Below are 25,846 nucleotides of genomic sequence, written 5' to 3' on the forward strand. Positions count from 1 at the left end.
ACCATAGAAAGCAGCGCAAATTATGGTATCTTTGATTTGTTTTATAATAAAGATTTAAAACCCTTATAACGGTCGATTTGGCATGCAATATCAAGCAGAACATCTCCAAGAAAACGAATTAATAGCCCTTTACAAAAACATGCTGTTTCCTAGAATGATAGAGGAAAAAATGCTGATTTTATTACGCCAAGGCAAGATTAGTAAGTGGTTTTCTGGTATGGGGCAAGAAGCGATTTCAGTAGGCGTGACTATGGCTTTAAAGGCTGAGGAGTACATTTTACCCATGCACCGAAACCTGGGTGTATTTACAACCCGAAAAATACCGCTTGAACAATTAATTTCCCAATGGAATGGTAAGGCTTCAGGTTTTACAAAAGGTCGCGATCGCTCTTTTCATTTTGGTTCTCAAGCCCATAAAATTATAGGAATGATTTCACATTTGGGTCCGCAATTAGGCGTGGCCGATGGCATAGCATTAGCACATAAATTACAAAACAAAAATCGAGTTACCGCGGTGTTTACAGGCGAAGGCGGTACGAGTGAAGGCGATTTTCATGAAGCCTTAAACGTGGCTTCGGTTTGGCAACTGCCTGTTATATTTTGCATTGAAAATAATGGCTACGGACTATCAACACCTACCAATGAGCAATATCATTGTAAAGATTTAGCCGATAGAGCTTTAGGTTATGGTATGGAATCACATATTATTGATGGTAATAATATTGTTGATGTTTTTACTAAAGTGAAAGCCATTGCTGAAAGTATACGTCAAAATCACAGACCTGTTTTAATCGAGTTTAAAACCTTTAGAATGCGTGGTCATGAGGAGTCTAGCGGAACCGATTATGTGCCAAACAGCCTTTTTGAAACATGGAAAACTAAAGATCCCATTGATAATTTTGAGCAGTTTTTGCAAAGTATATCTGTGCTTTCTGAAGATATAATAAATGAAATTAAAACTGATTTCACTCATAATATTAATGAAGCTATAGCTATTAGTTTTGAAGAAAGTGAAATAACACCTAGTGAAAGTGTAGAATTAAATGATGTTTATCAACAAATTAAATATCAAGAAGTTGCTGTTAAAAATGATTTTGACAACATAAGGTTTATTGATGCCATTTCGGAAAGTTTAAAGCAAAGCCTAGAGCGTCATGATAATCTCATAATGATGGGGCAGGACATCGCTGAATATGGTGGGGCTTTTAAAATCACCAAAGGCTTTATTGAGCAATTTGGCAAAGACAGAATACGCAACACACCCATTTGCGAGTCGGCCATCATTGAAACTGCCATGGGATTATCGATAGCCGGAATGAAAAGTGTTGTTGAAATGCAGTTTGGAGATTTTATTTCGTCAGGATTCAATCCCGTTGTTAATTTATTGGCAAAATCGCATTACCGCTGGGGGCAAAATGCCGATGTCGTGATACGAATGCCTTGTGGTGGCGATGTAAGCGCTGGCCCCTTTCACTCGCAAACCAATGAAGCCTGGTTCACTAAAACCCCAGGACTAAAAGTCGTATATCCTGCATTTCCTTATGATGCTAAAGGCTTGCTGGCTACAGCTATTAACGATCCGAATCCAGTATTATTTTTCGAGCATAAAGCGCTTTATAGAACCTTGAAACAAGAAGTCCCTAAGGACTATTTTACATTACCCTTGGGAAAAGCTTCAGTAGTTAGAAAAGGTAAAGATATTACCGTAATTTCCTATGGTGCCGGTGTACATTGGGCTTTGGATACTTTGGACCAACATCAAGACATCGCAGCCGATTTAATTGACTTAAGAACCCTTCAGCCCTTAGATACAGAAACGATTTATAATTCTGTTAAAAAGACGGGTAAAGTGATTATTTTACAAGAAGATTCACTTTTTGGAGGTGTAGCTAGTGATATTTCTGCCTTGATTATGGAGCATTGTTTTGAGTTTTTAGACGGCCCGGTAAAGCGAGTGGCTAGTTTAGAAACGCCTATTCCTTTTGCTAAAAACTTGGAAAATCAATATTTACCCAAAGATCGTTTCGAAAAAGCATTATTAACATTGATGGCTTATTAATGGGTTAGGGATTCTTAAATCATCGCTCTGAAAGACTTAAGCAAGTCGGGTCTCAAAGTTTAACTTACTGATTTCGGTATACTTATTGTTAAACAAGTACTAAATGTTATTGAGAAGCTTTTGATTTTCAAAGAAAAAAATATCTTTGCTATCAATAACAGGCAAATTTCTTATATAAAAATATAGAAGATTAATGAAATCTTACATCTTATATCTCTTTATGATTTTGTTTTCACTATCTGCTTATTCTCAGATTGATAGTAGAAAAAAAAACTTTAGTATTCCTGCTATTGAAGCCCCAAAAGATTCTATAGACACTAAACCGAACACTCCAGAAATTAAGCCCGAGCCAAATTTTAACCTTCCTAAACCAACTCCAAATAAGCCTTTCCCTAAAAAGGAATTTTCTATGTTTTCTGAAGAAGAGTTTGGAGATCCAGGAGAGTTATACGCAGATAAAATCAATAAATCTCTGGATGATTTAAAGCTAAGTAAAGAAGAAATTGAATTTCGAAACGGTAGTACGGTTGATCAATATTTAGGAGATTTTAAAAGCAAGGCTAAGTTTGTGAATGTGATTTATCGCGATCATGGCTATATGGATGGCGATGTCATTCAAGTGCGTGTAAATGATGATATTGTTCATGCTAGGGTGTTTTTATCGAATTCATTTAAAGGTTTTAAATTAGACTTAAAACCAGGATTGAACAAAATTGATTTTGTTGCCCTTAATCAAGGAGAGTCGGGTCCAAATACTGCCGAATTTCGTGTTATTGATGATAAGGGTAATGTGATAACGCACAATCAATGGAACTTAGCAACCGGTGTTAAAGCTACAGTTATTGTGGTTAAAGAATAAGTGTTTTTCTTGTTTATTCGTTTAAATATTGAATGGTTTAACTGAAGTAGCGATTATTTATTTCGATAATATGTTTTCAATCAAATTCAATTCATCAGGATTAAACTCTAAGTTATTTAATGCCTTTACATTGTCTTTAAGCTGATTAGCTGAACTTGCTCCAAGTAATACCGAGGCCACTTGTGGTTGTCTTAAAATCCACGCAATAGCCATTTCCGATAATTTCTGATTTCTATTTTGTGCGATGGCATGAAGCTTTTGAATTTTTTCAGTATGACTTAGTACGGTATCTTCATTCAAATACGTTAGGTTTTTTGCAGCTCGAGATCCTTCTGGAATACCATTAATATATTTATCAGTAAGTAACCCTTGTGCTAAAGGAGAAAAAGCAATACAACCTACACCATTATCATTTAATGTGTTTAGTAATCCATCTTCAACCCAACGATCAAACATAGAATACCGGGCTTGATGTAGTATAAATGGCACATTTAGGCGCTTTAATATTTTAGCTGCTTTTTGAGTGTCTTCAGGCTGATAATTTGAAATGCCAACATATAGTGCTTTTCCTTGACGCACGATATCGGCCAAAGCACCCATAGTTTCTTCTAATGGTGTTTCTGGATCTGGCGCATGATGATAAAAAACATCAACATAATCCAAACCCATACGTTTTAAACTCTGGTCTAAACTTGAAATAAGATATTTACGAGACCCTTTATTACCATAAGGGCCAGGCCACATGTCGTAACCCGCTTTGGTAGCAATGAATAATTCATCACGATAGGGTTTAAAATCTTTTTTAAAAATGATACCGAAATTTTCTTCAGCCGAACCATACGGTGGACCGTAATTATTAGCCAAATCAAAATGGGTAACCCCTAAATCGAAAGCTGTTCGAAGTATTTCTCTGCCTTTTTGAAGATCATCTACAAATCCGAAATTATGCCACAAGCCAATAGATAAAGCCGGTAGTAAAACACCACTTTTCCCCGAACGCTTATATGTCATGCTATCATATCGGTTTGGACTTGCTTGATAACTTTGAACTCCTGATTTGTCGTTTATATGCATGATATCGTTATTATTATAAAAATAGTACTAAAATTCATCTTGTTTTAGTAAGCTTAAATGTATTCATTTTTTCCATTGATGAAAAAACGAATCAAAAAAATCTAGGCTCACGAAACTTTATTTAAATTTATCGTTTGCCTCCTAAATTTTAGGAACTCGTCACAAAACACACAGCTTAATTCAAAGTAATAGCTTGACCCAAACAGCCTAAAATTTTACGGAGACTTCACTTCAAATTTTACGATAAATTTTCGGTAGGCCGAAAAACGTTCTAAGTTTGAAATTTAGTCAAAACTTACGAAAAAGTATGTTTCATCATCGTGTAAACCCTAAGCTTGTTTAAAACTAGAATCACTAGGTAGTTCAAAAACTTCTAAACCAAAATAGGGTAGTGCGGCAATTAGGTGATCGAAAATATCAGCCATGATGTATTCATAATTCGCCCATCGTTTATCGCTACTAAAAGCATAAATTTCTAAAGGAATACCTTGTGTGGATGGTGCTAATTGTCGTGCCATAATCATCATATCCTTATTTACAGCAGAATGGCTTTTTAAATAAGAGTCGATGTATTTTCTGAATACACCTAAATTAGTCAGGTTTCGTCCATTAATCAACACATCTTTGTTTATTTGATGAGATGAGTTATATGAATCAATATCGCCTTGACGTGTTTCAAGATAATCGGTTAACAACTGTATTTTCTTTAAAGTTTCAACATCTTCAGCCGACAAATACTTCACACCACTTTGCTTTATGATTAAGGATCGTTTAATGCGTCGGCCACCAGAAGTAGACATACCACGCCAGTTTTTAAACGAATCAGAAATTAGGGCATAAGGCGGAATGGTGGTAATGGTTTTATCAAAATTTTGAACTTTAACCGTGGCTAAATTGATTTCAATCACATCACCATCGGCTCCATATTTTTCAACCGTAATCCAATCGCCAATACGAACCATATCATTAATGGCCACTTGAATACTGGCAACAAAACCTAAAATAGTATCCTTAAAAACCAACAAAACTATGGCTGAGAGAGCCCCCATACCCGTAATAAAGTTAATAAACGGAATACCAGTCATAATGGCGATAGCCGAAAATACACCAACCGTCCACGCAAATATCATGAAAACCTGGATGTAGCTATCGATAGGTTTATCTCTTAATCGGGGCAAGGTTTTAAAATAATCTTTAACGGTGTTTAAAACACTTCTAACCACCCAAAGAGTCAGTATAATAGCAAAAACCTGAAGCCCCTTTTCAACAATAATTTCAAAATCTGAAAAATCTTCAAAAATATCGGGAATAAATTCCAAAGCAATAATAAAGGGAATAATATGCGCGACGTTTCGCGGCACTTTATTGGCGACTAATAAATCGTCGAAATTGGTTTTAGTACGACTTGACAACTGTGTAAAAGCCTGAATAATAATCTTCTTAATAATAAAATCTATTAAGAAAATAACCACTAATAAAGCTAGAAGAAAAACGAAGGCATTGATATAATTAGCTAAGTTTTGATCTAGGCCTAAAGAAATTAAATAATCAAAAAAACGACGTTTTAAAATATTCATTTCGTGCTTAATTTTTTAAGGTATATTTTATCAATATAAAAAGTACCGAAAGGGATCACTGAAGCGATTAATACGGTTAGGAATTGCTTGGTGTTCCATGCGAATTCTTTCTTAAACATAAAAGCTAAAGAAACATAGGCAACAAACAATAAGCCATGTGGCATACCGAGCATTTTTACGTACTGCGGATCATTATAAAAATGTTTTATAGGCGTGGCAATAAACAACAATAAAATATAAGAAACACCTTCTAATAAGGCAATAAGTCTGAAAATATTGATTGATGAGAACATGATATCTTTTTTATATAATTGATTTAATTTTTGATAAATACCACACTAAAATATCAATTATTACAAGGCGTGGAAAATAACCAATCCGTAAATTACAAAGCGTAATAAGCGCAATGAACCATACAGAATTACTGCTCGAAAAGGAAATTTTATAATTCCAGCAGCAATACATGAAATTGAAAAGGGTAGTGGCAGTAAGGCCCCCACAACAATTAAGAAACCACCCCATTTTCGAGAGTTTTTAAGTTGCTTTTCCATTTTAACTTCCAAGTAATTATGCACCGAAGGTATTTTGGTTATGGTACGGCCCATCCAATACGCCAGTAATCCACCGATATAGGAGAGCACGGCTAAAAGTCCGAGAAAAAACCACGGACTATACATTTTTCCAGCCCAAGCAATGAAAATTTCGGGAGGGATGAGTCCTAAAAGGGTTTCAGACACGAAAAAGAAACTTAACACCCCCCAAGCAGGAAGAATTTCAGTAAGTTCGGTTAAAGCCTTATTGATATCAAAAAAATGATTGATCACATAAACTAAAACAACGACACCTATAATGATGGGCAATGCCTTTTTAACGGCCTGCCAAACAAAATTATAAAATCCCGTGTAGCTATAATACTGATGTAATAGCTTAATACGAGACTTTTCATTTTTAGATTTCGAGCTGTTTTTCATGCTTTAAATTAAGCTGCAAATATACAGTTAACTCTAATATTTACATAAATTAAACGGTAGATTTATAATAGTTTTATGTTAAATATTAAAGAATATAAATCGATATTTATTGTATAATCTTGAATTATAGTATTGTTAAACAATGGCTTAACAAATGATTTTATAAATACTATGCTTATCAATATTATTAGTTTGGTGTCTAAATTTATTAATATCTAAATATTGATAATACATAATGCTATAGGGAATTATGACTTTTATAACTAAAAATATGGTTTTAATAGAAGTCGTTTACTTTGTTTCATATAATTTCTATTTTACATAATATAAATTATAGTACAAATTATATGTAATACAATTAGATAGCTATAATTCTGTATTATGTAAAATATCCAAGAATGTATTGTTTTCATAACAAACGTTTGTACTTGGGTAATTAAACATTATCATTTTACTTATTGTTACAATTTAAACCTTTGTGTAGTTTTAAATTTGCAACAGTATATTTTTCTAATTCATATAAATCCATAGAAAAAATTTTAATCTCCCAATTAAATAAACTTGGGATTAACTCACATCATCATTATTTATAAAAAATTAGTATCAGATCGTAACTTATTAAGAACTTCCATTGTACCGAAGATACAATTTTAAAAATATAAGTGTATTACCTTTTTAGCACTTCTTTAAACTGATAAAAGAAACGCTCAATCAATCTTAAATCTTCGGTAATGATTTCAGCAGAACCTCGCATTTCTTGTTTAAAGTCTATTTCTTTATTGTAAGATGTAATTAACTCTTTTGGCAATTCTACATCTATTAAATACAAACCATCTTTGTCTGGAATTATAGATATATTTTCAACTGTTCCGTTTAATATACCAAATTCGGTATCTGGATAATTTTCAATTTTAATATTTACTTTTTGTCCAATTTTTAGCTTCCCAGAATTTTTAGCAGGTGTTTTAAGTTTGGCTATAAAAGAGGAGTTTTCACTTGGAATAATAGTAAATACTAAATTACCTTGATTTACAGTTTTGTGATATAGAAGCTTCAAAATTCTTGTAATTTCTTTCTGCTTGAGCAAATTCTAATTGCTTATTTTCATAATCTTGTTCCGAAATAACACCTTTTTCAAACAGGCTTATATTACGTTGCAAGTCTTTATTTCTAAAATCTAATTCTGTTTTATTAATTTCTTTTTGCGATTGTAAACTTTGTAATCGTCTATGCAATTCAGAAACAGAATACCTGTTAGCAACTAATTCATTACTAAAAGGTTGCAATTCTTTATTCAATTGATATTGAATGTAGCTATTTTCAAACAAAGCAAATTGCGATTCAATATCTCCAAGAAATAAAATTGGTAAACTATCCATGGGGAAATAAAAGGATTTACTATTTACAGTAATAGTATCTATTACTTTTTTCAACTTAAAAACATCTTCGTAATTTGCTGTATTTTCTAATATTGCTAAAGCTTGATTATTAGTAACTTCTTGATTATCGGTTACTAAAATAGCATCAAATCGTCCTGTTATTCTAGCATACTCTTTTTGTGGTGGAATTTGTGTTGTAATTAAAGCTTCTGAAGTTACAATATCTGGATATTTAACAAACCAAGACATAAATAATAATATTAATATTAGTGCAAGAAACAAGACGTTTCCCCAACGTATCATCCAATGAGGTACTTTGGTTAATATTTCTTGTACTTCTTCACTACGAAGTTCAATTTGTTCTATATGTTCGTTTTTTATTTCAGCCATATTATATTGCTAACTAAGTATTGTGATTTCACCTTGACGCAGTCGAAAGGTGTCTTTGTTCCAAAGATTTGAGACTGAATACTGCGACTTTTTACTGAAAACTACTTCCCCAACTCCAATTGATTCTTAACCAAATGATAATAATTCCCTTTCTGTTTTACTAAACTCTCATGATTACCAACTTCAACAATTTTTCCTTGTTCCAATACTACAATTTTGTCTGCATTTTTTACAGTACTTAAACGGTGTGCAATAACAACAACCGTTTTGTTTTTAAAAAAAGTATTTAATTTTTCCATTATCACTTTTTCATTATTAGCATCTAACGCAGAAGTCGCCTCATCAAAAAACAAGAAATCAGGATTTTTATAAACCGCTCTTGCAATAAGTAATCGTTGGTTTTGTCCTGTACTTAAACCAACTCCTTCCATACCTATTTTTGTATTGTAGCTTAATGGCAAAGTTTCAATAAACTCTTTAATATTTGCCACGTCTACTGCATGAGCAAGTTTTTGTTTGTCTACATAATCTTCGCCAACTGCTATATTATTAGCAATAGTATCACTAAAAATATAGCCTTCTTGCATCACTACACCACTTTGACTTCGCCATGCTTTATGTGCGATATGTTTTAAATCGTGCTTACCTAATTTTATTTGTCCTTCGTTTGGCTCATAAAACTTTAAAAGCAGTTTCATCAAGGTAGTTTTACCACTTCCACTTGTACCAACAATGGCAGTTATTTTATTGGTAGCAATAATTAAATCCAAATCTTTTAAAACCAATTGGTCGGAACCTATATAACGAAAAGACACTTTATCTAATTGTAAATCAGCGTCTTTAGGTATATCACTTATTTTCTGTTCGTTTGCTTGTTCTTCATCTTCTTTATTGTGGATTTCAGACAGTCTATCTAAACTTATTTTAGCATCTTGAACTTGATGAATGAAATTAATAAGTTGGGATATTGGAGAGTTAAGTTGACCGACTATATAACTAATAGCTAACATCATCCCTAAAGTAATTTCTCCATCAATTACTAATTTTGCCGATAAAACAGTGATTAAAATATTTTTTAATTCATTAATGAATCCAGAGCCTACACTTTGATATTGTTCTAATGCTAAACCCTCTAATGAAATTTTAAAAAGCCTAGCTTGTAAAAACTCCCAAGACCAACGCTTTTGTTTTTCTGCATTATGTAGCTTAATTTCTTGCATACCATTTACAAGTTCAATAACCTTACTTTGTTCTTGACTAACTTGTGAAAAATGCTTGTAATCTATATCTCTACGTTTTTTTAAAAAAATAATTACCCACAAAAGATATAAAATACTCCCCGATAAAAATATACCAAATAACACCAAATTATAATAAGCTAATACTAGACTAAACATTATTAAGTTAACCATTGAAAACAAAATACTTAAAGATGAAGTAGTTAGCATTTGTTCTATACGCTTATGGTCATTAATTCGTTGTAAAATGTCACCTGTCATTCGGGTATCAAAAAAGGCTATTGGAAGGTTCATCAATTTTATAAAGAAATCAGAAACTAAAGAGATGTTAATGCGAGTACTTAAATGCAATAATATCCAGCTTCTGACAACTTCTATTGCTGTCCTGCCAATAAATAACGCCAATTGTGCAAATAGAATGAGATAAATAAAATGAATATTTTGGTTTTTAATACCTACATCAACAACGCTTTGGGTCAAAAATGGAAATATTAATTGTAATAAACTTGCAGTTATTAAACCAATGACTAACTGCCATAAAAACCGTTTATATTTAAAAACATATTTTGACAAGAATTCAAACCCAAGGTTTGGCTTTTCTTTATCAAAATTGGAATCATAAAATTTTGGGGTAGGTTCTAAAAGAAGTGCAATGCCCTCATGAGTTTGTTCAGTAGCATTATTTCCTATCCAATGATTTAAAATCTCTTCTTTGGAATATGTTAATAAGCCATAAGCAGGGTCTGAAATATAAAAACTTTCTTTTCTTTTTTTATAAAAAACAACATAATGATTTTTATTCCAATGCAATATGCAAGGTAAAGGGGCTTCTAATAAACGGTTTAATGATACTTTAACTCCAATACTTCTAAAACCGATTTTTTCCGAAGCCTCGCTTAAATTTAACAAGCTACTACCTTCACGAGTAGTCTCGCTTAAAGTTCTTAAATATTGTGTAGAAATGGTTCTTTTATAATGTTTTGCAATTATTTTTAAACATGTCGCCCCACAATCCTTAAAATCTAGTTGTTTATAAAAAGGAAAATTATTTGCTTTCAATCTTTTCTATTAAAATAGTATTATCATTCTTGTCCTTAATTTTGATGGTTAATTTAGAAACTGGAACACGAATTGTAATTTTATTATTTTTGATGTGGATAATTCTATTTATTATAGGAATACTACCTGATTTATACTTTTCGTATTCCTCTTGATAATAAACAGAAATTAATAACTCTTCATTAATATATTCATTGAATATATTTTTCTTTAGAGATATATTGGTTAATTCTTTATTATCAAATATGGAATCAAGTATTGGTGTTGTATTATTCATTAAAAAATAATCAACATTTGTATCTATTTTTTTCTTACTCTTAAAATTATCTGATTTAATTAATAACAAATCATTTTTTATATCTGAAACAATATCAACTTGATTAATTGTTAAAGGGTCTGTATTTGTTAATTCTTTAAAATATGCAGCCATTCTTTTACCTTTTACTGTTTCTTTTTCATTAATATGGGCAATTCCTGCATAAACAAAAATTTTGGCTGTAGAGTCTTTTTCAATAATCTTTTTTATATTTTTAGCTTGTGTTTCTTCTCTATTATTTGTTTCAAAATCATCATAGCTTACAATTTTAAACCCTAAATCTAATGCTTCTCTAATAAATTGACCAAAATAAGGTTCTCTTGTATAATAACCATCATTTTTAATTGGATAACCTCTAAAGTTAAGTGAACTATCTCTATTCTTATAGACTGCTTCAATCGCTAAATATTTATACCCTTTATTGTTTAGTATTTTTAGAAGCTTATTAGCCACTACACGATGATTTGGTTCCCAGTGCATTTCATTAAGCATAACTACATTAGTGCGACTTGAAGCTTCTGAAATTGAATCAAAAACGGCATCATTAATAATAGCATTTCGTTTACTTATTATACTATCGACAGTCCGCTGTAAATATTTTTTCCTAGAAGATTGAAATTCATTAATTAAACTATCATATTCTATATTATTTGACATAAAAGAATTTACAGTTGCCAAATATTGAAATTGCATCCAATCCTTTTTTTTGGATTTAGGAATAAACGTATTTTTAAGTTTTTCTCTTACAAAAAGATAATTCGGATTATTTTTATAGGTTTCAAATATCTTAGAAAAGGTTAATTTTTCAGAATTAGCGCTATCTAAAAGTATAGATTCAGTAAGTGCAAAACCATCTTTTAATATATGTTTAAGTCCCTTGAGTTTGTTCTTGCCTTTTAGAAGTAAATAAATTTCCGTATTTTTTTTTTTAAACAAAATGCGATTATTTACTGTATCTTTTACTATTAACTTTATAGAATCTTTAATTTTGGTTATCGCCTTTTTTGGTTCTTTATAAAAGAGAAAAATATTATATTCAGGGTCAGAACAAAAACCAAAAACCATTAAGTTTTTAAGCTTAATCCCTTTTAAATCTTTTATAGCTAATTTAATTATCTTTTTTTGCTCTTTTTTGGGGTTATCAATTTTTGTGTCCCCAAAAAAATTAACACTCATATTTAAACTATCATTATAAAAAGTACTTCCATTATAGTAATTAAATTTATTTTGAGGATGGTAAGTCCCGCAAGAAGTAAAAATTATTAACAAAAATAATATATATATATAATATTTATTTTTCATTCCAAGTATTTGTATATGGGCTATAATTACAATCCGTGTTATGAATATATCTATCTTCAATTTTTATTGGGATTCTATTATCAGGACACATATATCTAAATTCACAATCTTTACAAACACCAATTTTGTCTTTAGTTAAAGCCCATAGGTGCTGAAAACCTTCTTTAAAAACAATGGTTTTTATGTCCTCATCTTTAATGTTTCCGTAATATTCTCTATGAACAAAAGATGGCTTTACCTCTCCATTATTATTTATATATGCTCTTCTGTTGAAGTATAGGTTATGGTTTAACGATTCAAGATATGCCTTTATGTTTAGTGTAAAACTTTTAATGCCAGATATTCTTCTTGTTAGTAGTTTGTTTAAATCGTTTTTAAAATATTCTACACTTTCATCTTCTGTATTCGTTATATCGTTATTAGGGCTATTAAAAAAAATCAATTTCTTTAGTCTTTCATGTTTGTTTTTTAAGGCTATGACCTCCTTAATTAAATTATCATCAAATAATGATATAAATGTAATTAGCTTAACTCTAGACTCATTCAATAATTTTAATACTTTATTTAAGTTTTCAGTAGAATTACTTGAATTAATAATTACAATATGCTCTACACCCGTATTATCAATAAAATTTTCTAAAAAACTCTTTTTAAACTCCTGTAAAGAATCTATTTCGATAAATAAAAAATCTAAATAAAGAGGTTTTTCTATAGCAGAACTCATAGCAGGAAATACATCTTTGTTATCTGTTGTAAAAATTATTTCACTTGATAACAGATAATCAAAGTGTTTTTCTAAATGTTCTTTTTGAGAAGAATAGTCACTAAACAGGGTATCTATTCCTTTATTTTCATAGTCTTTGAAAACTTCAATTACAGAATTTGGTATAAAATACAAATTTAATCTTTGTAAATCATAGACTGCAGTTCTATTTGCTCCTCTTACTAACTTGCAACACTCATAAAATCTATAATACTTTTTCATAAAAAAGCAGATTTATAATATAAATAACATCTCATTTTATCAGTATTATATAATTTGGATTTGGCGTAATGTAATTCGTTTATTTGAGTAATAACATTCTTTTTTTCTATAAAAAACACAGATGCAGGTAACTTATCTCGATAGTCATCTGGAAGAATATCTATTAGTTTTGTCATAATTAATTAGAGTTTTTATATAAATATTGAGCAACTTTTTTATGCAAATTGTAGTTACACGGAGTGCTAGTCATTCCAAATTGACCTGATGGATTTACTTCTAAAAAATAATACATATTATCTGTGGCATGAATCATGTCAATTGAGCCTGTATTTAGCCCTAGCTTTTTCATCAAATTGTCAATACTATCTTTTATATTATTTGGTAATGAATAAGGAACATATCTTGTTGGATTCTCCATATCATAACTTCTAAAATCTATTTTAGTCTTGGGGTTACTTTGAGAAAATATTGCCATTGAATAAAAATCTCCATCCAAATAAAAAATCCTCAACTCTAAAATTTTATCTGTGTATTTTTGAAATAATGTGGGGCTAAATTTATCAGATATAGAGGCGGTGCTTTCTATTTTTTTAGTGAAAAAAGGATAATTACCAGCATCATATTCAACATGTTTACCTTCTCCTAGTGATTTGGTTAACACTTCGTTATTATTAAACTCAAAAAAAACATCTAGTGCTTTTTTATTTGAAAGAATTTTAGTTTTCGGAATATTTAAACCACATTCTTGGGCTGTTTTTAAAACCTCCAATTTAGTTGGCATATTTCCTTTTCTATAAAACCATTTTTTGCTGTCTAACAAGTTAAAAATAGTAGACCTTATTACAATAAACTCTGTGTAAAGATATTTTGTTATATCACTTTTCTTGTTAAATACTTTTTCATACGATTTTAGAAATCCAAATTTCCTAAACCATACTACAGATATATCTTTCAAAAATATCTTTATATTTCCTTGACTGAAATATGCTTGCGATTCATTAGATAAATCGTAATAAAAACCTACATTTCCTTTTAATAAATCTTCATCATTTAAACGAAAAAATGGAGTATTAAAATGAACTAACCAATCTATTACATTTTGGGTGTCTAAATCTGTGGGAGTGCTCAATATAAGTATCATACATTTAATTTAAAAGAATAAGGAGGGGAAATAAACATTCCTCTCCTTAATTTAAACAAGGTTTAACTTTTAGTCCCAAGAATCATCAGGTCCATCATCTGGATTTCCTCCGTTGTCACCAACAGTTACCGTGTTTTGGTCTGAAAATGCCATAGCCATTCTTCCTCCATAAACGGTTTTTAATTCAACTTTCTCACAATTGAAATCTTCTAATTTTTTCATAAAAATAAATATAAAAGTTAAAAATTAGTCATAAAATTTTTACAATTATAAGACTTTGCCAAGTATTGACGTTCAAATATCCGTTTAATTATCTTACATTACTATTCGTTATTTAAATAAAACCATTACTTTTACGCATAAACAAGTTGTATTATGAATAACAGTATTGGTTATAGAATTAAAAAAGTTAGAGAAAATAAAGGCATTTCTCAAGAAGCAATGGCATTAGAGTTAGATATTACACAATCTAACTATGGCAGATTAGAAAAAAGTGATAATAGGTTAACTATACCAAAAATTCAAAAAATAGCAAAAGTGTTGGATATTACAATATCCTATTTGTTTGATGAAAAATCTGAAAAAATTATTAACCAACATAATAACGAGAACGTACAAGCTTATAATGTAGAAACAATTATAAATGCAGATAAAGAGCATATTACTTCATTAAAAGAAGAAATAGCTTATTTGAGAGAGTTATTAAAAAAGGAAAAATAGTGCTAATAGCCCATTTCATACACATTCCCTCTTCACTCCTATATTCGCTTCAGTCAAAGCGCATTCCATTACTTTTTTTGAAGAAACTTATGTAAAAGATTTTTTTAAATAAAATTAGAACAAGAAAACTTTGCTTTACCAAAGCAAAGTTACCTAATGCGGGCCATTATAGTGCATTTTACAACAATTAGCTAAATAGCGCTTTTTCGCGATATTTGACATAATTGTAACTCTGTAACCGCTTATTTAAAACTAGGCCTTACTAAATCCTAATTCAAAAGTTCTAATAGTTAAGTAAAATATTGAAAACTTATCATTTACTATCTTTTCAGTATTAAGTGGTTATGGTTCATAAATTTTCAAATACGCGATTCTCATGGATTGACACCAGCGCTTAATTTTCTACGAAATTGGAAGTTTTCAAATTAATTCAACAAATTAGTTAAAAACAAATTTAACATATCTAGTTGGCCAAAAGTATTTTCCTTTAATTTCAATTTCATCCCCAATAGCTCCTATAAGTATCAAAAATGATTTGGTTCTTAAAAAGGACAATAATTAAGAGAGGGTTTCTACAAACTACATAATAACTTGTTTTTATAGCGTATTCCCTTTCGAAAAGGATCAAACTTTATTTTAATCAAGCTAACCGTCCATTTTTATTCAAGTTATTTTTGATAAAAGAAGGTAATACTAACGTTTAAAATAAAAAACTCATGAAAAAGGAACAGGACAAAAAAGATACATCTAAACAGGTAGATTTAGATGTACAAAACAGTAAAATGCTAAGAAAGACTAAAAATGAACCCGAAAGCGCCAAGGAGAATTTAGATATTCCTGGCGGAAGAACGGCTAGGCCTTTAACCAATGACAGGCATCAGGATCAGAAGAAAGATGATAAGAAACCTAAAAAAGAGCCCATAGAAAATATTGAATTGGACACCGATCCGGGTAACGAAAAATAAACGCTTATTTTTTATCCTTCTGCTTTTGTTTTCTCCAAAGAAAATAAAGAATTGCAATAACTATAGGTAAAATGATAAACACAATGACCTCAAATGGGTCAGACAAATCCAGAGGCTGATTGTCGTCTGGATTTGGTGTTCCTATAGGTAATTGTAATGCTATAAAGTTTATGAGGGATTTCATGATTTTGAGTTTTTTGTTATTATTGATAGATGCTTCACTGCGTTCTGCATGACAACTACCTCTATTAAACGTTAACTTTCAAAATGAAGTATATCATTCATTAGGAGGCACGAATAAAAAATCGTTTTATTTTGAATAAGCACCCGAAGAATATGTTAGTTCATAACTATGGGTGTAAATTTCAAAAACAATTCCAAATGGGTCTTCAACATAACACATTTTGAATGGCTTGTCATTTGGATAGTATGATCTAATAGGCATTCTTTGTTTTCCTCCGTATGACAAAATTTTATCAATAAGTTCTTCAATATTGGGGTCTTGAACGCAAAAGTGAAATAACCCTGTATTGAAAGGATTAAATTCTGGTGCTTCTTTAATGCCATTCGGAAAAGAAAATAATTCTATTCCAATACCATCGGAAGTTGCTAAATGAGCAATTTCAAATGCTGTCCAATCGTCTCCGAAAACGTCAATGCACATTTGACCAATGGCGGTTTCCTTTTCCTTTTTTACGGTTGAAGGTTCCATAATGATGTACCAGCCCATAACTTCCGAATAGAATTTAACGGCTTCTTTTATATTTGGAACGGTTATTCCGATATGCGAAAATGATTTTGGATAATTGTTACTACTTGTCATATGTTTTATTTTTAAAGCAAAATTAGTCTATATTTGTCTTATTGGCAATAACCTACCAAAAAGTAATATAGTTACCAAAACGAGTAAATTAAAGAATATCAACAATATAAGTTTAAATTTTGAATAAAGAAAATAGTTGTCCGTTGAATTACACTATGAATTTAATAGGAACAAAATGGAAACCTTTAATTCTATTTCATTTATTAGAAGGCGGTTTACGTTCAGGAGTATTACAAAAGAAAATTCCTGGGATTTCTAATAAAATGTTTACCCAAACAGTAAGAGATTTAGAAAAAGATGGTCTTATTTTTAGAAAAGTTTACCCTGTTGTTCCTCCTAAAGTGGAATACGAATTAACCATTCGAGGGAAATCCCTTGAGCATATTTTAAGAAGTTTGGATAAATGGGGATTGGAAGATAGTCAGAAATAATTAGTTGCTTCACTGCGTTTTGCATGACTGTTTTTACACAGAGTTACTCAGATAATACACTGAGTTTCGCAGAGCCTACAAGTTAATTCACCTACTCCATAATACGGTCTTCGAGCGGAGTCGAGAAGTTTTGATTTCATTGAAGCTATATTGTTCTCGACTTCGCTCGAACACCTTACTATACGTTTTCAAACATTTTGATGAAAACCACCGTTGGAACCGATTGCTGAATACACTGAGGTTCACAGAGGCAAAAGTTAATTCGCGTACTCCATAATACCGTTTTCGAGCGAAGTCGAGAAGTTTTAATTTAATCAAGCTATATTGTTCTCGACTTCGCTCGAACACCTAGCTATACGTTTTCCAGCATCTCACTTAAAACCTCCTTAAATACATCAACCGGTTGAGCCCCAGTAACCGCACTTTTTCTGTTAAAAACAACCGTTGGAACCGATTGAACACCAGCATTCTGCCAAAAAGCTTCCTGACTTTTAATATTATAACGCACTTCGTCATTGTCTAATAATGCCATGCCATCTTCTGCATTTAAACCAACATCAATTAAAGCTTGCTTTAAAACCTCACGGCTAGAAACATCTTTTCGTTCACTAAAAAACGCCGTAGTTAAACGCATTTTTAAATCGGTTTGCTTGTTATATTTTTTAGCATAATCCAATAAAATATGAGCTTCGAACGTATTAACCATGCGCATATCTTCAAAATAATCGAATTTAAAGCCAAGCTCCTCACCTATTTCAGTCATTTGTTCTTGAGAGGCTTTTTGTTGTTCTAAAGTCGATCCGTATTTTTCGCTAATGTGTTCGGTTACATTCTGGCCTTCTTTAGGCATTTGTGGATTAAGCTCGAAAGGCTGCCACTCCACCTCTACTTGGTCTTTAATACCTAGTTCGGCAATGGCTTTTTCCAATCGTTTAAATCCAATGGTACACCATGGGCACACCACATCGGATACCATATCAATTTTTAGTTTCTTTTTCATAGCACTAATTTTATAAAGCAATTAAATGGTTTTTATGCGTTAACACGGTAATAAATCAAAAGATTTTTAACTGTTTCAATTATCTCATTATAACCCTTAAGCTAGTCGTAGAAACACCGATTCATTACAAAACACGGCTTACTTTTTCAAATTACGCTTAATTTTCGGTGCCTTCTAAGTAGGCTCTTACAAAATAAGTGCTTAAGAATGTTTCAATATTATCAGAAAAAATACGATCTACAATCTCTTCTGATGTCAATCCTAATTTTAACTCTGTAATTTCATTTTCATTGAAAAAACGGTAATTTTCCTCCTTAATGTCTAAAATTTTAAAGCGCTTCCAAAGGGGATCAAAATTCATATCTATGGCATTTTTTACCCGTGTTTTAAAATCTTTTAGCGTACTGGCTGTATTAAAATTATCGAAAGGATCCACGATGCCATCATTGTCTGAACCTAGACAAATGGTTTTCCAAGCCTGAACTTCTGGAATTCTATTTTCCTCAATCGGTATTTGGGCATTTAATGTTCGAATGTGATCCAAGTTAACCTTTACAATATGAAACACATTGGTTAAAAACATTTGCGTATGCAGTTTACTTATAAACTCTTTTTGTGGCCAGCGTTTTTTATAGGATTTAAGTAGGTCTTTAAACTTTCCACCAGGCATTCTACCATCATGCATACAAACGCCAATAATACCATTGGAATCAAACACTTCACGAATGTCTTCATCGGTAATATTGATGTCCCATCGGCTTACATAGGATTTTTTATCTAGTTGATTGGTATCCAGACGCTCTGCTGCTTTTGCTCGTGTTGAAATCCCGTTTATAGCTGTATGACTAATAACGATGGGCATAGCATCGCCTTCATCTCTTAGCGCTTTCACAATAGCTGCATAATCATTTCGCGCTTGCAACGACATGTGCTTGGTGTCTATAAGAATACGCTGTCCGTTATGTCGGCTAAGTAAATGCGATTTGATGAGTTGCTTTCCAAAATCACTAATACCCAAGTCTAAGCCATTTTTCTGATTAAAAACATTGGAAAACCCAGGCATACTTTTGTTTTTGGCTTCACCAAAACTTTTAGCATGACCCGTAAGTAAATTGTTAAAGTGATGCGCAAATGTGATGAAAAATGGTGTGAATTCGAATTGCTCTTTATCTTTTAATGCTGAAATGTTCCTAATGAAACTGGCCTTAAGCTTCTCTTTATTTTCTTCTGATAAGTCATCAATCATTTTATCCCCCACCAAATCCTTGGAGTTGTATTCTCCCAAAGCATGGGCGCCTTCAACAGTAAGGATTCCAGCTATAATATTCTGATTTCGAAGTGCTGCATACTCTTCATAATTAGATACTAATTGAAATGTAGCAACATTATCTTCAGCATTCGGCGAACAGCTTAAATGACTTTGATTGATGTACTTATATTCTAATGAAAAATCAGTTTTGAAATAATCGACGTACTCTGAATCATAAACACTTTTTAAATAATCGACCACTTTTGTAGAAGAAAACCCCGTTAGAATTTGAATAATTCTACTATCAATATGTCTTTTTAATTCTATGCCAAATACTTGGGCCAAAATAAAACGCTGCACAAAAGTAGATGAGGCAAAAGGTCTGTCAGGTCTTAAAAACTGCCTTTCTATGGGATAAATGGAAAGAAACAGAAGTCGGTTATCGCCTTCGTAACAACTGTCTAAATTTGATTGGGTATAAGTAGCTAAATCTTTAACAAAAAGATTCACCATCCAACGTCGCGGACTAACACCTAGTATTCCCTTAAATAAATCTTTGGGATGAATGTTTTTTTTGTAGGTCCATATATCGCTTATATCTGGATTATTACATGGTTTAAATGACGGGTGACAATGTAAATCGCCAATTGGTTTGTTCATCGGGTTGGGTTTAAAGTTTAAAAATAAGATTTTCTGTGATATTCTTAAACTTTTAGGGCATGCACTAACCACAAGGGGTCATTGTTAAATAGGTTCCAATCGGACTCCAAAGCGTTGTAAAGTGGTTCAATTTCAGGGAAATCATTAAATAAATTTTCGTTCTTAGATTTTAGTTCCAAAATATAATCCATGAGTTCGTAACAGATGGTAAATTGTCCGCAAGCCAATAGCGTTTCCATACGGTTACTAGCAATATCAGTTTTATCCCACCATAAGGTTGTTGGCGTTTCCGAAGCCGTTAAACACACCTTTTTTAAAATTTTACTTGGAGGTTTAATGTCTTTACTCAGACTAGTAGCTTTATTGTAAGCTGTTTTTTTACCACTTAATTTATACACCGTTGTGGTGATGCGTTTATTTTTTAAAATGTCTTTTGAATAAAACAAATCGTAGTTTAAACGTCGCATTTGCTTTAAAAACACATCGTTTATCATGGTCATAGCCGAGCTAAATCGTTCTGAAAGCATTCTCTGAATTAAGCCAATATCCAATTTTTGAAACGTTAAAACATCATCTAACAAAGGTTCTGGAACATTTTTTTTGAAAATGGTTTTCAGTTTAGACAGCACAGCCGATTTTAACATGGAAGCCAATAACCCTAAAACGGTTAATAAACTACCAGCCCCTAGAAAAACACCGCCTAGAATATACAGACTTGTATAAGATTGCGAACCAAAAACCTGCATATTATTCAAAGTTAAAATCAAAACACCAATGATGAGCATTATAACATACAAAGGCTTGATGGTGAAATACTTTAAAATTTTGTTTATCGCTTGTTGGAGTGTTGATGTTTTTTCAATTTTAGACGCATCGGGTTCCCAGGGCTGCATTTTAAAACTTCCTACATCATTAACAATAATTAAATCTAAACCGTTTTTCATGCGCTCGTTAATAAGCATCATGCTGCCAATACCTTGATTATCGGCAATACCACCATCCATAATGCCTACACCTTTATCAAAAGCATCAATGGCTTTTAAATTTTTATAGTCGGTATCGTTATGATCTTTAAAGTAATCATCAGGGAAAACCAAAGGTTCAAATCCCACTGGAAAACATGATGATGACGCTATAACATCGCCTAATGCGATTTGATAACGCAGCGCATTTATTTCCTTTTGATTGGTTTTATACAAAGGATTATTTCCAAAATATCCCCTGTTTTGAAAGCGATAGGTAAGTCCGAATGAGAAATCGGTAGCATTAAAACAAACCTGCTCCAGTTGTTTAATATGCTCCTTTTTAAAAAGACTGAATTCCCCTTGAAATAAAGGCAATTCGGCGTAGGTTAAAGCAAAAGCATTGATTAATGAACGTTTTTTAGAAGGATTGGCCTTCCAAACAGCATCATCTTCCAATTTTGAAATGGCTTTTTCTAGTAAAGTATCATTTTCGGGAGTGAACGTCTCATAAAACCTATTAAAAAACACCTTAAAATCGAAGTTAGGATCCTGTACAGCTTTAGCATAAGCCACTCCTGTTAAAGTACCACCACTAACCGTACTTAAGGCTTTGGTTCGTTTTAAAAGCGGTAAGTTTTTATAATTCTGATGATTTAAATATGATAAAACACCCAAGGCATAAAACGTGGCTCTATATCCACCTCCGCTAAAACAGAGTCCGATGTTTTCAAATGGTTTAAAGTCTTCTGCCATGGTGTCTTTTGGTTTATAAAATGTGGGAACATCTCTTTTAATAGGGTTATAAATATACAGGTTTGTAAGTGTTTTCAGAAGAAAAAATTAGTTTAAGACTTTTCCTTATCCGTTTTTAATTAGCCACTAGAACACCTATAAGCACACCAATTACGGTTCCTGCTCCAACAGCGCCAACGTTTCTCCAAAATCGTTTTTTTCTATAGGATTTTAATTCTGATGAGGCTGCTTCTAACGACGTGTTGGATTCCAATAGGGCTTGTTCTGTGCGATTTACCGAAGTTTCTAAATAGTTTACACTTTCCTGAAACTCGCTAATGCTTTGCTCATATAAATTTTGTTGAGCACGACAGTCTTTGGCAAGCTTATCATATAAATCCTGACTTTCTAAAATAAGTTGATGATAGCTGTTTATGACGGTATCAAGCTCCGTTTCATTTTCCATTTTTAAAAATTGACGTAATTCCTGAAAATATTTAAAACTCGGAGCATTAAACACATATAACTTACTATTGGTGTTGTTTTTTAATACCTCTTGAGGCTTTAAAATGTATGGTTTTTCAAGTTTTATTACATATGAGGAATCAATGGTTATGGTTTCAGAAAACTTTTGCTTCGGGCTCTGACCAAACATGTTGGTGTTTATAAAAATCAAAAAACATAAAATGAGGAGGCTGCTTTTCATCAAAGAGTTTTTAGTAGAATTACTGGTATTAATCGAATACACTATCGTTGGCTATAAGCACAGACAGGCGTTCACGTTTTATTTTTAATAAAGAATCGATGGTTTGGCGTCTTTTAAATGTTGCTACTTTGATGCGTTCTTGAAGCAAATTTATGATGTCTATTTTATGCTGAAAGCGCTCTAATTCCGCTTGATAGTTGGTAAGCTGTAGGTTTAACTGCGTAATCTCCTTTTTAGTCTGTTTATTAGAATTCAAGGCTTCATTTAAACTTAGTTTAGTTTGCTGTAATTCAAACTCAACACGTTTTAGTGCGTCATCTTCCTCAAAAAAAGCTTTAACCAAATAGCCACCTGTAATAAGTAAAATGAATAATAAAACCCAGGTATAAGTTCTAGTCATGCAGGACGGGGTTAGTTTGTTAGGTTGTAAAATTTTGGATTCAAAAGAGCGAATATATCAAAAATTAACAGGAAACATATTACACAATAGCATAATTGATGGATTTGGTTAGCCTTATTTTCTTCATTCAGAGAATACTACATTAAATTTATGACGCTCTTCAGTTTTAACTTAAAAACAACGTATAGCTTTATACTTCTGTACCCAGAGTTTTGTAACTTACAGTTTTGATAAATGATTTAACTGATCATTATAAATAACTCAATATCAATACATAAATATTTCAAAATGACAACATTAAAAAATAAAAAAGCCATAATTACAGGTGGCAGCCGAGGATTAGGAAAAGCCACAGCACTTGCTTTTGCACAAGAAGGCATTGATGTCGCTATAACAGGTAGAAATGAAAAACTTCTAAAAGAAACCGTTGCCGAAATTGAAGCTTTAGGCGTTAAGGCCACCTATGCTGCCTTTGACGTTGGTAATTATGAAGATGTTAAGATAGTCATTAAAGAACTTATTGAAACATTAGGAGGCGTTGATATTTTAGTAAACAATGCTGGAATTGCGGCTTTTGGTACTTTAAATGATATGCCAGTCGACCAATGGACTCAAATAATTCAAACCAATGTTATGGGCATGTATTATGTCACCAAAGAAGTTTTACCAAACTTAATCCATCAAAACGATGGCGAAATCATAAATGTGTCATCAACAGCTGGATTAAATGGAAACGCAAGTACTTCGGCGTATTCTGCTTCAAAATTTGCGGTTATCGGCATGTCGGAATCCTTAATGAAGGAAGTCCGTAAAAATAACATTCGAGTGTGTACATTAACGCCCAGCACCATTGCATCAGACATGTCTATCGACCTAGGCATTGCCACTAAAGATTCGGAAGACAGCGTTTTACAACCCGAAGATTTTGCTCAACTTATTGTTGCAGGTTTAAAATTACCAAAGCGCGCTATGCTTAAAAGTGCTGCTTTGTGGTCTACTAATCCGTAATAATAATCATGGCAGCCGTACTATAAGGTTGTATAAAAAGTCTATAATTGTCCTATTGAGCCTGTCGAAATATTTTAAACTGGAATGACGGTATACATCGGTTTCGACAAGCTCATCTTGACAAATCATAGAATGATCAACTATTATAATAACTTCAATTTTTTCTAGTATTATTTTATCGCTTTCGCGGAAGAAGCCGCCCATTCCGGAAACACAGTCGGGTCTATTTCAAAAATTATCGTACCCCAAAAAAGCGTCATGAACACGATGATGATGGTTGCCACAATATCGATAATGAGTCCCGTTTTTATCATCTGAACCATTTTTAATTTTCCCGTACCAAAAACAATGGCATTTGGTGGTGTGGCAATGGGCAGCATGAAGGCCATAGACGCCGCTAAAGTCACCGGAATCATAATTAATAAAGGGTTAACTTGAATTTCTGATGCCAATCCAGACACTATAGGAAGCATCATTTCCGTAGTTGCTGTATTAGAGGTAAACTCGGTTAACGTTGACATCATGGTGGTTAAAGTACCCACTAGCATTAGTGGCGACATATCTTTAGTACCTGCCAATAATCCTCCAACATAACTAGACAAACCTGAATCTATAAAACCTTTAGCAAGTGCAAAACCGCCACCAAATAAAAACACAATGTGCCACGGGAGTTTCCCCATGATTTTCCAATCGACTAAGGCTGTGTTTTTTTTAGACGCTGGCACAATAAATAAAAGCATAGCCACAAAAATAGCCACCGTGCCATCATTTAAATATTTAGGATTTTTGAAAAAACCACTCCACCCAGGAATACTTATAATTCCAAAATTTAAATCCGATCGAAACACCCATAATAGCGTTAAACTTATAAAAAGTATAAAAACACGCTTTTCTTCCAGACTTACAGCTCCTAATTCACGGTATTTATCTCTAAAAAATGATTTATCAAGTTTTTCAATATGTCCTTTCGGACGATATGTTAAATAAATTAAGCCTAGCGATACAGCAAAAATCATGACGCTTATCGGAAAAGCAAAAACAACCCATTGACCAAAAGATATTTCAGGTGAATTCGGATAAATAATTTCAAAAATTCGTAAAAATGATAAATTTGGAGGTGTTCCTACCAAAGTTGAAATACCGCCTATAGAACAAGCATGAGCAATAGCTAATAATAAACCAGCCGCGAAAGAACTTATTTTTCCTTCGCCGTAAACTTCTTCTAAAGCTGCAGTTACCGAAAACGCAATAGGAAGCATCATCATAGCTGTTGCTGTATTGGACATCCACATCGATAAAAATGAAGAAGCTAACATAAACCCCAACAAAATTCTAAACGGGCTCCCGCCTACTAGCGCTAAAATTTTTAAGGCGATACGTTTGTGTAAATTCCACTTTTCCATAGCCAGAGCCATGACGAAACCACCAATAAAAAGAAAAATAACATAATTGATATACGCACCAGAAATGGACTTACCGTCCAGAACACCTAAAACAGGAAACAAAATTATAGGCAACAACGATGTAACACCTATAGGTAGAGCTTCGGTTACCCACCAAAAAGCCATTAAAAAGGCAATAGCCGCTGTATAAGTGACTTCAGGCATGCCAGGTTGCAGATCTACAAAGAAAATGATGCTAAAAAATATTAATAACCCTGCGATTATTAATTTCATATTAATCGTGGTATTTGCCTCTATAGTCGACATAATTAGGTGGTGGTTTATTTGGTTTATGCGAGATTCAACTTAAAAACAGGCTTTATCGCGCATTTAAAAATACATTAAAAACCTTTTACAGTCACATCATTTAAATTTAGTTGAAAAAATATTTTCTA

General features: G+C 32.2%; 25 protein-coding genes. 6 read left to right on the forward strand and 19 right to left on the reverse strand.

Translation table 11 applies throughout. From position 1 onward, the window contains the following. Positions 1-82 precede the first annotated feature (82 nt). Both C1A40_RS15245 and C1A40_RS15250 read left to right on the forward strand, forming a co-directional pair. Positions 83-2,059, forward strand: a complete 1,977-nt coding sequence (locus C1A40_RS15245; RefSeq protein ID WP_102996648.1) for an alpha-ketoacid dehydrogenase subunit alpha/beta — start codon at positions 83-85, stop codon at positions 2,057-2,059. 193 nt (positions 2,060-2,252) lie between these two features. Continuing rightward, entirely contained in the window at positions 2,253-2,918 is a 666-nt protein-coding gene (locus C1A40_RS15250; protein WP_102996649.1) for a hypothetical protein, read from the forward strand. Between the two features lie 57 nt (positions 2,919-2,975). Here C1A40_RS15250 and mgrA read toward each other — a convergent pair whose 3' ends face one another. The 11 genes from mgrA to C1A40_RS18235 all read right to left on the reverse strand — a co-directional run bounded on the left by mgrA (position 2,976) and on the right by C1A40_RS18235 (position 14,572). Beyond that, complete coding sequence (gene mgrA, locus C1A40_RS15255; RefSeq protein ID WP_102996650.1) at positions 2,976-3,992, reverse strand: L-glyceraldehyde 3-phosphate reductase; 1,017 nt, start codon at positions 3,990-3,992, stop codon at positions 2,976-2,978. A gap of 329 nt (positions 3,993-4,321) precedes the next feature. Next, positions 4,322-5,569 carry a mechanosensitive ion channel family protein gene (locus tag C1A40_RS15260; RefSeq protein ID WP_102996651.1) on the reverse strand — a complete coding sequence of 416 codons (1,248 nt, stop codon included), beginning with the start codon at positions 5,567-5,569 and terminating at the stop codon, positions 4,322-4,324. Beyond that, positions 5,566-5,862, reverse strand: coding sequence for a DUF3817 domain-containing protein (locus C1A40_RS15265; protein WP_102996652.1), 297 nt, complete (start codon positions 5,860-5,862; stop codon positions 5,566-5,568). The genes C1A40_RS15260 and C1A40_RS15265 overlap by 4 nt, the downstream gene beginning before the upstream one ends. Positions 5,863-5,922: 60 nt before the next feature. Next, positions 5,923-6,540 carry a YqaA family protein gene (locus C1A40_RS15270; protein WP_102996653.1) on the reverse strand — a complete coding sequence of 206 codons (618 nt, stop codon included), beginning with the start codon at positions 6,538-6,540 and terminating at the stop codon, positions 5,923-5,925. A 667-nt stretch (positions 6,541-7,207) separates the two neighbouring features. Further along, the gene (locus C1A40_RS18745; protein ID WP_338418054.1) at positions 7,208-7,597 is read right to left on the reverse strand and encodes a beta-barrel domain-containing protein; all 390 of its coding nucleotides are present in this window, start codon (positions 7,595-7,597) and stop codon (positions 7,208-7,210) included. Next, positions 7,560-8,309, reverse strand: coding sequence for an HlyD family secretion protein (locus C1A40_RS15275; protein WP_338418055.1), 750 nt, complete (start codon positions 8,307-8,309; stop codon positions 7,560-7,562). The genes C1A40_RS18745 and C1A40_RS15275 overlap by 38 nt, the downstream gene beginning before the upstream one ends. A 101-nt stretch (positions 8,310-8,410) precedes the next feature. Then, complete coding sequence (locus tag C1A40_RS15280; RefSeq protein WP_102996654.1) at positions 8,411-10,606, reverse strand: peptidase domain-containing ABC transporter; 2,196 nt, start codon at positions 10,604-10,606, stop codon at positions 8,411-8,413. Continuing rightward, the gene (locus tag C1A40_RS15285) at positions 10,593-12,224 is read right to left on the reverse strand and encodes a hypothetical protein (protein WP_102996655.1); all 1,632 of its coding nucleotides are present in this window, start codon (positions 12,222-12,224) and stop codon (positions 10,593-10,595) included. Before C1A40_RS15285 ends, C1A40_RS15280 begins: the two co-directional genes overlap by 14 nt. Next, entirely contained in the window at positions 12,214-13,209 is a 996-nt protein-coding gene (gene gwsS, locus C1A40_RS15290; protein ID WP_102996656.1) for a grasp-with-spasm system SPASM domain peptide maturase, read from the reverse strand. Before gwsS ends, C1A40_RS15285 begins: the two co-directional genes overlap by 11 nt. Before the next feature lie 178 nt (positions 13,210-13,387). Then, positions 13,388-14,350, reverse strand: a complete 963-nt coding sequence (gwsG, locus tag C1A40_RS15300) for a grasp-with-spasm system ATP-grasp peptide maturase (RefSeq protein WP_102996658.1) — start codon at positions 14,348-14,350, stop codon at positions 13,388-13,390. Positions 14,351-14,419: 69 nt separating this feature from the next. Then, entirely contained in the window at positions 14,420-14,572 is a 153-nt protein-coding gene (locus C1A40_RS18235; RefSeq protein WP_158651385.1) for a hypothetical protein, read from the reverse strand. 153 nt (positions 14,573-14,725) lie between these two features. On the opposite strand from C1A40_RS18235, the gene C1A40_RS15305 reads away from it, so the two are divergent. Together C1A40_RS15305 and C1A40_RS15310 are read left to right on the forward strand one after the other, a co-directional pair. Further along, entirely contained in the window at positions 14,726-15,070 is a 345-nt protein-coding gene (locus C1A40_RS15305) for a helix-turn-helix domain-containing protein (protein ID WP_102996659.1), read from the forward strand. Between the two features lie 716 nt (positions 15,071-15,786). Further along, a complete protein-coding gene (locus C1A40_RS15310) occupies positions 15,787-16,035 on the forward strand; it encodes a hypothetical protein (protein WP_102996660.1) in 249 nt (82 codons plus the stop codon). 4 nt (positions 16,036-16,039) lie between these two features. On the opposite strand, the gene C1A40_RS15315 is transcribed toward C1A40_RS15310, so the two are convergent. Both C1A40_RS15315 and C1A40_RS15320 read right to left on the reverse strand, forming a co-directional pair. Beyond that, the gene (locus C1A40_RS15315; RefSeq protein ID WP_102996661.1) at positions 16,040-16,219 is read right to left on the reverse strand and encodes an adenylosuccinate synthetase; all 180 of its coding nucleotides are present in this window, start codon (positions 16,217-16,219) and stop codon (positions 16,040-16,042) included. 126 nt (positions 16,220-16,345) lie between these two features. Continuing rightward, complete coding sequence (locus C1A40_RS15320; RefSeq protein WP_102996662.1) at positions 16,346-16,858, reverse strand: VOC family protein; 513 nt, start codon at positions 16,856-16,858, stop codon at positions 16,346-16,348. A gap of 155 nt (positions 16,859-17,013) precedes the next feature. Between C1A40_RS15320 and C1A40_RS15325 the strand changes: the two genes are divergently transcribed. Next, a complete protein-coding gene (locus C1A40_RS15325; protein WP_158651411.1) occupies positions 17,014-17,289 on the forward strand; it encodes a winged helix-turn-helix transcriptional regulator in 276 nt (91 codons plus the stop codon). 352 nt (positions 17,290-17,641) lie between these two features. Here C1A40_RS15325 and C1A40_RS15330 read toward each other — a convergent pair whose 3' ends face one another. The 5 genes from C1A40_RS15330 to C1A40_RS15350 form a co-directional block, all read right to left on the reverse strand. Then, entirely contained in the window at positions 17,642-18,289 is a 648-nt protein-coding gene (locus C1A40_RS15330; RefSeq protein WP_102996664.1) for a DsbA family oxidoreductase, read from the reverse strand. A 157-nt stretch (positions 18,290-18,446) separates the two neighbouring features. Then, positions 18,447-20,198 carry an amidohydrolase family protein gene (locus tag C1A40_RS15335; RefSeq protein WP_102996665.1) on the reverse strand — a complete coding sequence of 584 codons (1,752 nt, stop codon included), beginning with the start codon at positions 20,196-20,198 and terminating at the stop codon, positions 18,447-18,449. A 44-nt stretch (positions 20,199-20,242) separates the two neighbouring features. Next, complete coding sequence (locus C1A40_RS15340; RefSeq protein WP_102996666.1) at positions 20,243-21,916, reverse strand: patatin-like phospholipase family protein; 1,674 nt, start codon at positions 21,914-21,916, stop codon at positions 20,243-20,245. 115 nt (positions 21,917-22,031) lie between these two features. Next, on the reverse strand, positions 22,032-22,550 hold the full coding sequence (locus tag C1A40_RS15345) for a hypothetical protein (RefSeq protein ID WP_102996667.1): 519 nt from the start codon (positions 22,548-22,550) through the stop codon (positions 22,032-22,034). A gap of 79 nt (positions 22,551-22,629) precedes the next feature. Further along, positions 22,630-23,001 (reverse strand): hypothetical protein, encoded by a 372-nt coding sequence (locus C1A40_RS15350; RefSeq protein WP_102996668.1) that lies wholly within the window; start codon positions 22,999-23,001, stop codon positions 22,630-22,632. Positions 23,002-23,289: 288 nt separating this feature from the next. Here C1A40_RS15350 and C1A40_RS15355 point away from each other — a divergent pair, with 288 nt between their 5' ends. Continuing rightward, complete coding sequence (locus C1A40_RS15355) at positions 23,290-24,009, forward strand: 3-ketoacyl-ACP reductase (protein ID WP_102996669.1); 720 nt, start codon at positions 23,290-23,292, stop codon at positions 24,007-24,009. A gap of 170 nt (positions 24,010-24,179) precedes the next feature. On the opposite strand, the gene C1A40_RS15360 is transcribed toward C1A40_RS15355, so the two are convergent. Further along, positions 24,180-25,718 (reverse strand): SLC13 family permease, encoded by a 1,539-nt coding sequence (locus C1A40_RS15360; protein WP_102996670.1) that lies wholly within the window; start codon positions 25,716-25,718, stop codon positions 24,180-24,182. Positions 25,719-25,846 lie beyond the last annotated feature (128 nt).

Origin of the sequence: Tamlana carrageenivorans (assembly GCF_002893765.1) — a bacterium.
Lineage (GTDB): Bacteria > Bacteroidota > Bacteroidia > Flavobacteriales > Flavobacteriaceae > Pseudotamlana > Pseudotamlana carrageenivorans.

What these genes read in the sequence shown, in the direction of transcription:
- C1A40_RS15270 (WP_102996653.1), bottom strand. Translation starts at nt 6,540, where the DNA reads ATGAAAAACAGCTCGAAATCTAAAAATGAAAAGTCTCGTATTAAGCTA.
- C1A40_RS15305 (WP_102996659.1), top strand. Translation starts at nt 14,726, where the DNA reads ATGAATAACAGTATTGGTTATAGAATTAAAAAAGTTAGAGAAAATAAA.
- C1A40_RS18235 (WP_158651385.1), bottom strand. Translation starts at nt 14,572, where the DNA reads ATGAAAAAATTAGAAGATTTCAATTGTGAGAAAGTTGAATTAAAAACC.
- C1A40_RS15345 (WP_102996667.1), bottom strand. Translation starts at nt 22,550, where the DNA reads ATGTTTGGTCAGAGCCCGAAGCAAAAGTTTTCTGAAACCATAACCATT.
- C1A40_RS15310 (WP_102996660.1), top strand. Translation starts at nt 15,787, where the DNA reads ATGAAAAAGGAACAGGACAAAAAAGATACATCTAAACAGGTAGATTTA.
- C1A40_RS15340 (WP_102996666.1), bottom strand. Translation starts at nt 21,916, where the DNA reads ATGGCAGAAGACTTTAAACCATTTGAAAACATCGGACTCTGTTTTAGC.
- gwsS (WP_102996656.1), bottom strand. Translation starts at nt 13,209, where the DNA reads ATGAAAAAGTATTATAGATTTTATGAGTGTTGCAAGTTAGTAAGAGGA.
- C1A40_RS15265 (WP_102996652.1), bottom strand. Translation starts at nt 5,862, where the DNA reads ATGTTCTCATCAATCAATATTTTCAGACTTATTGCCTTATTAGAAGGT.
- C1A40_RS15315 (WP_102996661.1), bottom strand. Translation starts at nt 16,219, where the DNA reads ATGAAATCCCTCATAAACTTTATAGCATTACAATTACCTATAGGAACA.
- C1A40_RS15330 (WP_102996664.1), bottom strand. Translation starts at nt 18,289, where the DNA reads ATGAAAAAGAAACTAAAAATTGATATGGTATCCGATGTGGTGTGCCCA.
- C1A40_RS15325 (WP_158651411.1), top strand. Translation starts at nt 17,014, where the DNA reads ATGAATTTAATAGGAACAAAATGGAAACCTTTAATTCTATTTCATTTA.
- C1A40_RS15245 (WP_102996648.1), top strand. Translation starts at nt 83, where the DNA reads ATGCAATATCAAGCAGAACATCTCCAAGAAAACGAATTAATAGCCCTT.
- gwsG (WP_102996658.1), bottom strand. Translation starts at nt 14,350, where the DNA reads ATGATACTTATATTGAGCACTCCCACAGATTTAGACACCCAAAATGTA.
- C1A40_RS15260 (WP_102996651.1), bottom strand. Translation starts at nt 5,569, where the DNA reads ATGAATATTTTAAAACGTCGTTTTTTTGATTATTTAATTTCTTTAGGC.
- C1A40_RS15250 (WP_102996649.1), top strand. Translation starts at nt 2,253, where the DNA reads ATGAAATCTTACATCTTATATCTCTTTATGATTTTGTTTTCACTATCT.
- C1A40_RS15360 (WP_102996670.1), bottom strand. Translation starts at nt 25,718, where the DNA reads ATGTCGACTATAGAGGCAAATACCACGATTAATATGAAATTAATAATC.
- C1A40_RS15355 (WP_102996669.1), top strand. Translation starts at nt 23,290, where the DNA reads ATGACAACATTAAAAAATAAAAAAGCCATAATTACAGGTGGCAGCCGA.
- C1A40_RS15350 (WP_102996668.1), bottom strand. Translation starts at nt 23,001, where the DNA reads ATGACTAGAACTTATACCTGGGTTTTATTATTCATTTTACTTATTACA.
- C1A40_RS15335 (WP_102996665.1), bottom strand. Translation starts at nt 20,198, where the DNA reads ATGAACAAACCAATTGGCGATTTACATTGTCACCCGTCATTTAAACCA.
- C1A40_RS15285 (WP_102996655.1), bottom strand. Translation starts at nt 12,224, where the DNA reads ATGAAAAATAAATATTATATATATATATTATTTTTGTTAATAATTTTT.
- C1A40_RS15275 (WP_338418055.1), bottom strand. Translation starts at nt 8,309, where the DNA reads ATGGCTGAAATAAAAAACGAACATATAGAACAAATTGAACTTCGTAGT.
- C1A40_RS15320 (WP_102996662.1), bottom strand. Translation starts at nt 16,858, where the DNA reads ATGACAAGTAGTAACAATTATCCAAAATCATTTTCGCATATCGGAATA.
- mgrA (WP_102996650.1), bottom strand. Translation starts at nt 3,992, where the DNA reads ATGCATATAAACGACAAATCAGGAGTTCAAAGTTATCAAGCAAGTCCA.